This is a genomic window from Pedobacter sp. GW822-FHT03F06, assembly GCF_058801365.1.
The window spans coordinates 136,144-148,918 of sequence record NZ_JBXANE010000009.1; the positions used below are offsets into that span (position 1 = coordinate 136,144).

Below are 12,775 nucleotides of genomic sequence, written 5' to 3' on the forward strand. Positions count from 1 at the left end.
ACATGATAAAAAATATCTTCATACTGGTCGCATTATTACCTCTTTTTGCCCATGCTCAACAGCAATATGTTGTGAAAGGAAATTTTCATGATACCAAAAAGACGGGCAAAGTATATCTGACCTACAAAATAGGCGGCATTACCAGAGCTGATAGCGCCATGGTTAGCTCCGGCGTTTTCGAACTGAGCGGGCCGATGCCTGCGGTTACAAGTGGTTATTTGCAATTTGTCGGGCCACAACGTGCTACAAAAAAGACATCACCTGACGCCATCATTTTATATTTAGAGCCTGGACAGATTTCCCTTGTGGCAAATGATTCATTGAAACATGCAATTATTAAGGGATCCAAGGTTAACGATGATTATCTCACCCTGAACAATTTGGATGAGCCTCTAAAAGTGGAAATGAATAAGTATAGGGAGCAATATTCGGCTATTCCTAAGCATGCACCTGATCTTATACAGCAACAACAAGCGGTTCAGATTAAAATGAAAGAACTGGCCGAAAAACGAAAGCTGGTCTATAAGAATTTTGTACGCGATAACCCGAATTCTTACATTAGCTTATTTGTTATCCGCGATGTTGCCGGACCATACATGGACCAGGAGAATGGCGCGGAACTTTTCGCTGGTCTGTCCGATCGGATAAAAAATTCGCCAGACGGCAAACAGATGAAAACAATGCTTGATGGCATAGCCCGTACCGCTAAAGGAAATATGGCCCCCGTTTTCAGTCAGCCAGATACAGCCGGAAAAATCGTTTATTTGACTGATTTTAAAGGTAAATACGTTTTGGTAGATTTTTGGGCATCCTGGTGTCATCCATGTCGTGCTGAAAATCCAAGGCTGCTCAAAGCGTATAATCGTTTCAAAGACAAGGGGTTCAGTATAGTGGGTATTTCTATTGACCAGGAAAAGATGCGGAATGCTTGGTTAAAAGCCATAAAAGACGATGGTATGCCTTGGACGCAGTTGATAGATACTAATACTGATAAGAACGGTGCTGCGGCACTTTACGGGGTAAAAGCAATCCCTTCTAACTTTTTAATAAATCCACAGGGAAAAATTGTCGCGAGAAACCTAAGGGGGGAGGATGTTGAAAAAACAATTGAACGTATACTGAAGGACGAATATTAAAAAGAAGTTACACGAGCTGAAGCAATGGATTTTTTTCAGCAGCTCTAATTCGTTCCCGCTGATTGGTAGTAACCGGGCGCAAGCCCAAAACCTTAAAGGGCTGCTTGTTAAAAAGCAGCCCTTTTTACCATATCGCCCACGGTGTTTTCTCATTTTTTGTGCCCTGCCGTAAAATTAAAAATCACCTTCTTCAAACCATTCAAAGGATGCTCTTGCCTTAATAATTGCATTGGCATCCGGTAAGAAAGATGCATTTGATATTTACATTTCCCATGTGGCACTAAATTGCACTTGCTGACATAATCCTGTAACGTAATTTTCCCCTTTATGGCGTCCTTTGGGATCTCAATGTGCTAACAGGCAGTTTATTTTCGGAAAACAGTCAATAATCATATTCAAAATATTATCAAAGAGACTTGAATATAATATTAGAAACAAGACATCAATATTTATCATTTTCTTATCTTTATCGGTGATAGAAATTTATTCTTTAGTCATTTTACAGGAAGAAAATGTCGCAGACTCAGAGCAACTGTAAAAGTTAATAAAGATTGATTTGTGAAATCAATATGCTATTATGACATATTAAAATTTAACTATGAAAAAAGTATTACTTGCGATTATAATTACGTGCTGCTCTTTTTGTTTAATTACTTCAGCTCAAGAGGTAATTAGCCCTTATGTAGCAGTTAGTGGAGGATATGTAAATTGGTCGGAGTCTGTTTTTAGTTCCTACTATCCGGTATTGGGAGTGATGGCCGAACATGGTGCAGGACAGAAAATGTTGATCAGTACAGGTTATGGAAGTGGTTTTCTAGACATGTTCACAAAGATTAGCCCATGGAGTAGGCTTCCCACTGTTGGTAACATAGATAGTGCCAATTTCATTGCTATAGGTCTAAGTGGTAATTCATACACCCCTGGGAATTTTATGATTGACGGAAGTGTTGGAATCGGAACAATTACTCCTAGAGAAAAGCTCTCCGTTAATGGAACTATACGCGCAAGGGAGATTAAGATCGAGTCTGCTGCCAATTGGCCTGATTATGTTTTTAAAAAAGGATATCAGCTTACTCCATTATCTGAAATAGAGAAATATATCAATTCGAACAGTCATTTACCAGAAATCCCATCAGCAGTGGATGTTCAGAAAGAAGGGATTGCTTTGGGTAAGCTTAACAATACCCTGTTAAAGAAAATAGAAGAACTGACCCTTCACCTTATCAAGCAAAATAAATCGATCATTACTCAAAATAAAAAACTGTTAAAACAAGAGAAACAGATTAACTTACTCCAGAGTGAAATTAATGCAATAAAAAATAAAAATAAATCAAAAGATTAATAATTAATAAAGGATTTCTTTTCCAGGTTTCTTGATTAAGACAGAGACTTTTTGTCACAGAATTTAGTAATTCGGTCATTGCATTGTCTCTAGGTGATGCGTTGCTTGATATACCATATTGATTAATTCTAAAAGTATAAATTCTATCGTTATATTCTTAAAATTAGATGCTGTGCAAATTAAATGTATATATGAAAGTTTTTTCTCTTCTGCTGAGGTATCGATTATCATATAGCAACCAATAACTTTCTTAATTTCCAATAAGGCGATACTGTTGCCTTCATATTAATGATCGCTAGCTTATATCTTCCTACTGCTGTTGATAAAAATTAAATACAAACCTTTAGAATGATCTCCTTCTAACCCAAATTCTCCAAAATAGCAAAACAACAGTGTTCCATCCCGAATTGTAGATATGAGCCCAGGAGCGATTATTTTATGCAGAAATTGAAAGATTGTTACCGAAAGCCAGTCGCGGAAAAAGCCGATCAAAAGATCAGAACGATAAGTTTGCCCCGGAACAGGGAGTTCACTGTAAAGCGAAATGGGACAGTAGCTTAAACGCAGAGCAGGCGGCCATTTTTGCCGAATGCCCAAATGGATATTTATGGCTGATCCCAAAAAAGGAAACCGATGCCAATAAATTGATTAAATAAGAAGATTTAGAGCGAATGTCTTTTGATAACTTTTGTCGGGTTTCTCGTAGTCACAATTTTTTCATCCAGGATGGCTTGTGCGACTGTTTTACCCATTGCCTCAAAATCAGTTGAGATGACCGTAATACCATCTTCAAGCACTTCTTTCACAAGCGTATCATTATAAGAGATGAGACCTATATCCTTCCCTAACTTAAGCTTCTTTTTTCGGGCGAGCTTAATTAACATAACATCATCGGTGTCGTACCTGCTGAAGGTTACATAAGCATTACCTTTTTGAAAAGTCTTTTCATCAATCTCAGATTGTATCAGGTAGGGGTATTCAGTTTCAGTGCAATAATGTAAAAAACCTTCAATTACCAATCTGGCATGTACAGCTTCGGAATGGGCAACTAATATCAGCCGGTCGTATTTTTTTAAGTCAGCCTGTAGCTTATGAAGGCTATTATAAATGTCATAGCCGTAATCCTGGTATATACTACTGTAATTGCCTGATAAACCTTGCTCGTTTAAATCAATAATTATTCTTTTCTTGTCGGGAATCAGGTTCAGGAGCGGGGCTACATTTTCTTTCAAAAAAGTTGCAACGACGTAATGTGTATATGATCCCAGGTTTTCTTTGATCAATTTTTCGAATACCTGATAGTTATGGTGGTGAAAGTAGATATCTATATCGGCGCGGTTTTCCAGTTGATTAAAAAGTGTCCTATAAAACTGTTCACGCAGAATATTCATTTTATCAAGCAGTAAAAATACGCGGAACGTATGATGAATGGCCTTTTTGCGTACATAATATCCTTTCCTGTATACAGATTCCACGATGCCTTTTTCAACAAGCTCGTTTAGGCCTTTGAGTAAAGTTTCCTTACTCATTTTTAATTGCAACTGCAGCTGCTTGAGAGAAGGCAGCTGATCTCCAATATGTAGCTGATCAATTTCAATCAGCGACATAATGTGATCGGCAAGCTGCTGGTATTTCATTTTGCCTTGATTGCCTTTCTGGAGTGTGTTTTCAGCGGTCATAAGTATATTATTTTGGCAAATGTAATTAATACACCATACAAACCAAACCAGCCCACCTAACAATTATTCAATAATCTCTACATTTTGGGTATATGGAGCTTTTTTTATTTTTTTATCTTTTGTAAAGAAATAAAATATATTATATTTGTTTACTAACCAGTCCAGTCCAGACCAGACTAATGTTGTGAGCATTTGATGATGTGCGTAGTAATTATTGTTATACTGCTCTAATTGCTATTCTCGAAATCTGGATGAGGTTTTAAAATGCCTTAACAAGTCATTTAAAAATATACTTCAGATAGGTAAATTTCTGAAGTAAGAATACAACCAAATATAAACAATGAATATGAAACCAAACTTACTCTTAACGGTGCTATTGGTTCTGGGTATTCCGCTATCCAGTCTGGCCCAGGCGGTAAAAACCATTACCGGAACTGTTACAGAAGAAACCGGGAAACCCTTACCGGGTGCGAAAGTAGTCATCCAGGGGAAAACAGTTTCCCGTGTAACAGACGATCAGGGCCGCTTTAGCTTTTCTAATGCAAAGGAAAGTGAACTATTGGTGGTCTCCATGGTTGGCTATATCAGCAAAACTGTGGTTATCACCAGTCAAAACCAGTATAAAATTCAGCTGGTACCTAACAACACTGCGCTAGATGATGTGGTAATTGTTGGTTATGGCCAGGTAAAACGAAAGGACCTAACTGGTTCGGTCGGTTCTGTAGTAATGAAAGATATGGAAAAGGCACCAGTGGTTTCCTTTGAAGATGCTTTGGCAGGAAGGGTGGCCGGGGTGCAGGTCGGTTCTAGTGATGGACAGCCAGGCAGCATTAGCAACATTACCATTCGCGGAGGAAATTCCATTACCCAGTCAAACTCACCACTTTATGTAATTGATGGCTTTCCTTTGGAAAATCCCGACAACAATACCATAAATCCAGATGATATTGAATCAATAGATATATTGAAAGACGCATCTTCTACGGCAATTTATGGGGCGAGAGGGGCCAATGGGGTAATCATAATCAAGACCAAGGAAGGTAAGGTAGGCGCACCGGTAGTTAACTATAACAATTGGCTGGGCTATCAGTACCCGTCAAAGCAAATAGAAGTGATGAGCCCTTACGAGTTTGTGAAGTACCAGCTAGACTTGAATAAAACTTCTGCTACAGCTTTGTATCTTAAGGACGGCAAAACTTTAGATGCTTACCGCAATGAGCGCGGGATAAACTGGCAGGATAATGTATTGCAGAATGCATTTATGCAAAATCATAGCTTCTCTATGAGGGGCGGCACTGCGGCTACAAAATATTCGGTGAGCAGTTCTTATTTAGATCAGAATGGAATTGTTATTAATGGTGGATATAAGAGATACCAGGGGCGGTTTCAGATCGATCAGCGTTTAGGGAAAAATATGAGAATTGGCATTAATACCAATTATACATACGGAATCAAAAAAGGACAGATAGCAAATCTAACCAGTGATAACCTAAACAGCAGCTCGGCCGGAAATGCCAGCTCATATTTGATGTACAGTACCTGGGGGTACAGGCCTGTTACAGGCAATGCGGATGACGAAAATTTCCTTGATCAGCCTTTTGACGACGATGTGGCCGGCAATACAGATTTAAGGATAAATCCAGTGGTAAACTCCAACAACTTATATCAGTATGCTTTTAACAAATCACTTACTGCCAATGCTTTTGCAGAGTATGCTTTCCTGAAATATTTTAAGTTCAAGCTGAGTGGCGGGATGACAGATACCCGTTTGATTTTTGAGCGTTTTAACAATGCTAATACGGCAGCCGGAAATCCGCGTACCGTTTACGGGCAAAGCTACGGTATTAATGGTTCCATCGAAAATCAAAATATCCGCAGTTTACTGAACGAGAACCTGCTCACATTTAACAGGACATTTAACAAGAAACACCGTTTAGATGCAGTGGCTGGATTTACCATGCAGAGAAATAGTATGGAGGGGGATGGATTTGTATCTATTTTATTGCCAAATGAGTCATTGGGTGTCAGGGGGCTTGACCAAGGGACTGTACTGGTAAAAACAACTTCAGGCAGTTATTCAACGCTGGTGTCTTTCCTGGGGCGTGTGAACTATACGTTTAACTCGCGCTACCTGTTCACGGCTTCTTTTCGTAGTGATGGATCTTCTAAGTTTGCCCGTGATAACCGGGTGGGTTATTTCCCTTCCGGGGCCTTTGCCTGGAATATTGGGGAAGAAAATTTCCTGAAATCAGTTAAAGCTATTTCTTCCACAAAACTAAGGGCTTCTTATGGAATTACCGGAAACAACCGGGTATCAGACTTTGCGTACCTGAGTATTTTGGATCAGGAAGTAGGGGCCAACACTGGAAATACCAGGAGTGGCTATTATTTTAACGGACAATACATTAAAGGAACTGTACCTGTTGGGCTGGGAAATGAGAACCTTAAATGGGAGCGAACCGGAAACCTTGACCTTGGAATAGATTTAAGTTTCTTTAAGCAGCGCATTAGTTTAACGACCGATTATTATTATAAAAGAACTACAGACTTATTACTGAACGCTTCATTGCCTACTTCAACCGGGTACCTTACCGCATTTAAAAATATTGGTGTTGTGGTAAACAGGGGCTTGGAGTTTACCTTAAATACAATTAACCTGAGTACAAAGAAATTTAGCTGGACATCCAATTTTAACATTGCCTTTAATACCAACAAGATCGAAGAGTTGAATGGTGATCAGCCTAGTTTGATTACACGTGTTTCGAACTGGAACGCCAATTTCAATAACTCTTTACCTTATATAGCCTTACCAGGACGCCCTGTGGCTTTGTTTTACGGCTATGTTTTTGATGGAGTGTACCCTTTAAGTGATTTCAATGTATTGTCTAACGGTAGCTATGAGCTGAAACCTGATGTACCGAATAATGGGAGCGCCCGTTCGCTCATTAAGCCGGGCTTCATCAAATATAAAGACATTAACGGAGATGGGGTAGTAGATGCAAATGATCAGACGATTGTTGGTAATCCTAATCCAAAACACATTGGGGGCTTTTCCAATAATTTCAACTATGGACCGTTTGACCTTAATGTTTTCTTACAATGGTCTTACGGAAATGACATTTTAAATGCGAACCGGATTGTATTTGAAGGCGCGGAAGCCAGACCAAGTCTGAATATGTTTAAAACCTACGAGAACAGGTGGTCTCTGGAAAATCAGAATAGCGATTTGCCTGTAGCCGGTGGTTATGGCCCTAATGTGTTCTCCGACAGGAATATAGAAGATGGTTCCTTCCTTCGGTTAAAGACGGTCTCGTTAGGCTATAACCTTTCTTCTTCAGTAACGAAAAAGCTGAAAATACAATCTGCCCGCTTTAATGTTTCGGCACAAAACCTGATAACCTGGACCAACTATTCTGGTTTGGACCCTGAAGTTTCAGTGCGCCACTCTGCGCTTACACCGGGTTTCGACTGGAGCCCATATCCAAGAGCGCGCACCATCACCTTTGGTATGAACCTAACTTTTTAACGATAAATGTTTTTCCAAATGAAAACAACTTTATTATATATCGCGATGATGCTGGCACTGGTTGTTAGCTCGTGTTCAAAGATCCTGGATACAACCCCACAGGATTTTGTATCGCCAGTAAATTATTACAATACAGAAAGTGAACTGCAATCTGCATTGGCCGGAGTATACGACCGTTTGGGCGATAACAGGCTTTATTCGCAAGGTATGTCATGCTATATGGTTTTTAGTGACGAATTTTTCATGAAAAACCAGACATCGGGAATGAACGCCAATATTGTAGATGCTTCGACCCTGGAATTAAACAGACATTGGGAAACGCTTTACACGGGTATTGAGCGAGCGAACATGTTGCTCGAAAACATCGATAAGGCCGTTAAGGTGACTCCGGAAAAACGCAACGAAATAAAAGGGCAGGCGCTATTTTTAAGGGCTTACTATTATTTTCTGTTAACGGATGAGTTTGGAGGTGTCCCTTTAAAGCTTCAATCCAGCAAATCACCTGAAGAACCGCCTCTTCCTGGTACTCCGTTAAAGGACCTTTACGAACGTATTATTACCGATATGAAACAGGCAGAAGTTCTGGTGAAATCTATTTCTGATTATGGCTATAATACCCGTATTACAAAAACTACTGTACAGGGTATACTCGCAAGGGTATATCTGACCATGGCGGGCGCCCCGCTAAATGATGTTGCAAAGTATGCTGATGCCAGAACTTATGCAGAAAAAGTAATGCTGTCAGGATTGCACAGCCTTAATCCCGATTTCAAACAAATCTATATCAACCACGTTCAGGAGATTTTCGATACAAGGGAAAGTATGTGGGAAGTAGAATTTAAAGGCGTAAACCAGGGCGAAATACAAGAGGGCGGCATGATTGGCAGTTATAACGGTATTACCTGTGGAAATATTGAATTGGGATATGGCTATGATTATGTTCATGCTACGGCGAAGCTTTACAATGCTTATGCAAATGGCGATCAGAGAAGGGACTGGACAGTTGCGCCTTACCGGTATGTGACAAGCGGACAAACGGCTGTAAGGACCAATTGGGCAGCAGATCAGATATACGACCGTAGCAATGGGAAATGGAGGCGCGAGTATGAACTTCTTTTACCAAGAAATCAAAACTATACTGGTACAAATTGGCCATTGTTGAGGTATGCCGATGTATTGCTGATGTTTGCAGAAGCTGATAATTATACCAATAGCGGACCCTCTGCAAATGCCTATAAAGCGGTAAATATGGTGAGGCGAAGGGGCTATGGAAAAGATGTGCTTGTGCCCGATGTAGCGGCCGATGCTGCTGCTAATTTGTCTCAGCAGGACTTCCTTGATCTGATCAGGAATGAACGGTTACGTGAGCTTGCTTTCGAGGGCATTCGGAAACACGATCTTGTACGATGGGGTATTTATCCATCCGTTATGCAAACACAGGCAAGAGAATACCAAACCAATATGCCAACTGCTTTAAGAGACGCAGCTGTTGCACAGGCACAGCGCGTAACAGATCGTGCTGTTTTATTCCCGATCCCTAACAGCGAACTGGCCGTTAACCCTAATATCAAACAAAATACAGGATGGTAACTACAAAATTGTATAAGATGAATAAGCTATTAATTGCATCTGTTATATTATTTTCCCTCGCTTCCTGCCAGAAGACCTATGAGCTGGCGCCGCAGGATGATTTTTCTGTTGAGTTGGAAAAAAACAGTTATAAAGCTGGAGAACCCGTTAGGTTTATAATTAATGGTAACCCGGAGAACATTGTATTTTGGTCGGGAGAAGCTGGGCGCAAATATGAGTACCGTAAAAGAACGGTCGTGGAAGGAAATGCGGTTTCCTTAAATTTTAAAACTTATGCCCAGTTCGGCCTAATGCCCATCGATCAATCGGTAATAAAACTGTACATATCTACCAATTTCAACGGAATATATGATGCTACAAATGTAAAGGCTGCTACCTGGGAAGATATTACAGATAAAGCCATTTTATCTGCTGGCCTGGATCAAACCTCCTCAGGAAATATCAGCCTGAACACTTTTGCCGCGCGTAATAAAAATATGGCGCTGGCTTTGGTTTATAAGACTACTGTTATAAAACCTGAAGCACAGCAAAACCGTTGGGTAGTCCGTTCTTTCGATCTTAAAAGCACCAATCAGCAGGGAGAAGAAACGGTACTGGCCACTATGGCTACCGCGGGCTGGACTGCTTTTAATTTTAGTGGTCCTGCAACCAATTGGAGTATTAGTTCAGCACAGTTGCTTACTGTAAGGAACAGCACCGATCTTGATGATGACTGGGTAGTAACCAAACCGTTCAACCCTAATAGTATTTTACCAGACATAGGGGAACCTATTAAGAATATTTCCCAGAAACTAACAGATTATACCAGGGTTTATACTAAAGCCGGCGTATATAAAGTATCGTTTGTGGCAACCAATGCCAATGTAGAACGATCACTTACAGTTGTAAAAGAAATAGATTTAACCATTACCCAATGAGATTAAACCCTGTAATTGTGCTGTTACTTGCTTTTGCAAACAGCAGTTATGCCCAGTTAGCGCCCAAAGCCCGATTAACAAATGATGTACTTCTTCTGAACTGGGATGATACCGGTAAGGGATATAAAATAAAACAGCTGTCGGTAAAAGGACAGACCGGATGGCATTCCCTGTCTGGCACATTGGGGCAATATACCCTGCTTTACAGTGCAGATCAACCCAGGATGGATTCGGAAGCTAAGGATAAAAACGGGAAAGAAATTCAGTTTCCTGAACCTGAATACCGCTATATCATTCCTACCTGGAAGGCGAATACATCTGCAGTTTCCTTAAATAAAGAAGGGCGTGCCATTTTATTTTATCCACAGCAATATAAGCAGGTTGGCAATACACTCGTTTTTCAGCAAAAAACAGATGTCTCTACTGTAGAGGCCATATGGAAACTAGATCCTGTTTACAAAAATGACCTATGTATTTCCATTCGTTTAACAGCCGATAGGGATGGATATTATTCCATAGCGACTCCGGCATTGAGCACCAACGACAAAAAAAGTTTTGAATGGGGCTGTATCCCCGGTGTGTTTCAAGGCAGTACCATCAACAATAATTTTACAGATGCCTATGCTTATGGACATGGAATTCCGGACAGGCCGGTTGTGGTTAGAGAAAGAACAGCGGCTGCACTTACGGCTATACTCACCAATAGAGATGGAATTACACTCGCCGTTACGGCTGAGCCGGGAACAGCCAGGCACCCATGGGAATATGATAAATCTACCCAGTCGAACTGGCTACTTGGCCTGTCGCTAATCAATAGGCAGGAACAACTGAGCCCAACCTTATATCATCCGGTACTGGGGCAGAACAAGTCGTATTTAAAAAAGGGGGAAAGCATCTCTTTTGATTTCAGGTACACCATCAATACTTCGAGCTGGTATCAGGCATACCAGCATGTTGTAAACGATGTTTACCGCTTTGATGAGCTATTGCATTTAAAGCAAACCAAGCTTTCCTTATCCGCTCGCATGGAACAGCTTTTAGACTATGTGAAAAAGGACAGTACTTCACGGTGGCGGACTTTCGATTATCACGGCCGGACTATTGGTGCCCAGGAATATTTGGGTGGCGTATATGGCTCGGAAAAAGACGCCGTAAAAAATGCCGATTATGGAGCCATGTGGATGTTGGCGAATATCACTCAAGACCCGATTCTGGTTCAAAAACGTCTTAAAGATGCATTGAACTTTAAATTGGCACAACAAAATACTGCTGGAGGTTTTTTTCACGGAGCTGCAGCTGGTCAATATTACCTCTACAATTCAAAACGGTTTACCGAAGAGTGGGGGCCTTATACCGAGCCAATCGCAACCACTTATTATATGTTGCTTGATATGGGCAACGTGTCTTTGTTTGAGCCAGATAATCAGCAGCTTAAATCGGGTATGCGTATGGCGGCCGACTGGCTTTTGACTAAAATGAAACCAGAAGGTTATTGGGAAGTAGCTTATCATAACGATACGCAAAAGCCTATGTTTGAAGATCTGAAAGATTACAGACCTACTTTTTACGGACTGTTAGTTGCATACCAGACGCTTCGGGATAGGAAATACCTGGAGGCGGCTGTAAAAGCTGCAGACTGGTATATCAAAAATGCTGTAGATAAAGGATACTTTTTAGGTGTTTGCGGAGATGCCAGGTTTGCACCTGATTTTGCAACGGGGCAAAGTGCCCAGGCCTTGCTGGATCTGTTTGAAATTACAAAGGACGTACGATTTAAACAGGCTGCTATTAAAACTGCACAATTCTATACAACCTCCATCTATTCTCATCCGATTCCGAATAAAGAAAGCAAAAAAGTTGGGGCGATACAATTGGAAGACTGGCAAATAAGCCAGGTGGGGCTAAGCTTTGAACATGGAGGGATTTTAGGTTCCGCCAATAACAGCGGCCCCATTATGCTTGCAAGCCATGCCGGTATGTTTGTAAGGCTATTTCAACTGACAAAAGATTCGCTATACCTCAAAATGGCAAGAACAGCAGCTTTAAGTAAAGATGCTTTTGTAGACCCAGCCACAGGAGTTGCTTCGTATTACTGGAGCGCCATGAACAAAGGGGCCGGGCCTTTTCCTCATCACGCCTGGTGGCAGGTGGGTTGGATCACCGATTACCTGATGGCAGAACTTTCCTTACGTTCACAGGGAAGGATCGATTTTCCTTCTGGCTTTCTTACGCCTAAGGTTGGCCCTCACAAAACCTTTGGCTTCCGGCAGGGAAAAATATTTGATAAGCAGGGAGACCTGACATTGATGGAGAAACTGGTTTCATTGAACAATCCCAATATGGACTATGTATGCGCCCTGAATAAGCAGGAAAAAGTGTTTTACCTGTTTGTATTGAATAACGATGACGAAATACAGGAAAGTAACCTTCGGTTAGATATGTCCCGTTTTATTTCAGGACATAGCCTGGATTTGAAAACCGCCAAATGTTTTTCTGCATCAGGTTTAAAAATCCCTTTTTCTACAGGAGATCCTATAAAAATAGCACCTTATGGTCTCCAGGTTTATGCATTTACATACAAATAA

Annotated in this window: 8 protein-coding genes; 7 read left to right on the top strand and 1 reads right to left on the bottom strand. The window is 40.8% G+C overall.

Translation table 11 applies throughout. The features are described from left to right. Positions 1-2: 2 nt before the first annotated feature. The 3 genes from AC1RJ8_RS16855 (at position 3) to AC1RJ8_RS16865 (ending at position 3,134) form a co-directional block, all read left to right on the top strand. A complete protein-coding gene (locus AC1RJ8_RS16855) occupies positions 3-1,136 on the top strand; it encodes a redoxin domain-containing protein (RefSeq protein ID WP_492955006.1) in 1,134 nt (377 codons plus the stop codon). Positions 1,137-1,734: 598 nt separating this feature from the next. Further along, on the top strand, positions 1,735-2,478 hold the full coding sequence (locus AC1RJ8_RS16860) for a hypothetical protein (RefSeq protein WP_492955007.1): 744 nt from the start codon (positions 1,735-1,737) through the stop codon (positions 2,476-2,478). A gap of 455 nt (positions 2,479-2,933) precedes the next feature. Next, entirely contained in the window at positions 2,934-3,134 is a 201-nt protein-coding gene (locus tag AC1RJ8_RS16865; RefSeq protein WP_492955008.1) for a hypothetical protein, read from the top strand. Between the two features lie 6 nt (positions 3,135-3,140). Here the strand turns inward: AC1RJ8_RS16865 and AC1RJ8_RS16870 are convergent, their stop codons facing one another. Continuing rightward, positions 3,141-4,157, bottom strand: a complete 1,017-nt coding sequence (locus AC1RJ8_RS16870) for a GntR family transcriptional regulator (protein WP_492955009.1) — start codon at positions 4,155-4,157, stop codon at positions 3,141-3,143. 346 nt (positions 4,158-4,503) lie between these two features. Here AC1RJ8_RS16870 and AC1RJ8_RS16875 point away from each other — a divergent pair, with 346 nt between their 5' ends. From AC1RJ8_RS16875 to AC1RJ8_RS16890, 4 genes are read left to right on the top strand one after another with little or no spacing between them, the layout of a single operon-like run. Then, positions 4,504-7,683: a SusC/RagA family TonB-linked outer membrane protein gene (locus AC1RJ8_RS16875; protein ID WP_492955010.1), complete on the top strand. Its 3,180-nt coding sequence runs from the start codon at positions 4,504-4,506 to the stop codon at positions 7,681-7,683. 18 nt (positions 7,684-7,701) lie between these two features. Then, positions 7,702-9,273, top strand: coding sequence for a RagB/SusD family nutrient uptake outer membrane protein (locus tag AC1RJ8_RS16880; RefSeq protein WP_492955011.1), 1,572 nt, complete (start codon positions 7,702-7,704; stop codon positions 9,271-9,273). A gap of 17 nt (positions 9,274-9,290) precedes the next feature. Beyond that, positions 9,291-10,190 carry a DUF5017 domain-containing protein gene (locus AC1RJ8_RS16885; protein ID WP_492955012.1) on the top strand — a complete coding sequence of 300 codons (900 nt, stop codon included), beginning with the start codon at positions 9,291-9,293 and terminating at the stop codon, positions 10,188-10,190. Then, a complete protein-coding gene (locus AC1RJ8_RS16890) occupies positions 10,187-12,775 on the top strand; it encodes a glycerophosphoryl diester phosphodiesterase (RefSeq protein WP_492955013.1) in 2,589 nt (862 codons plus the stop codon). Before AC1RJ8_RS16885 ends, AC1RJ8_RS16890 begins: the two co-directional genes overlap by 4 nt.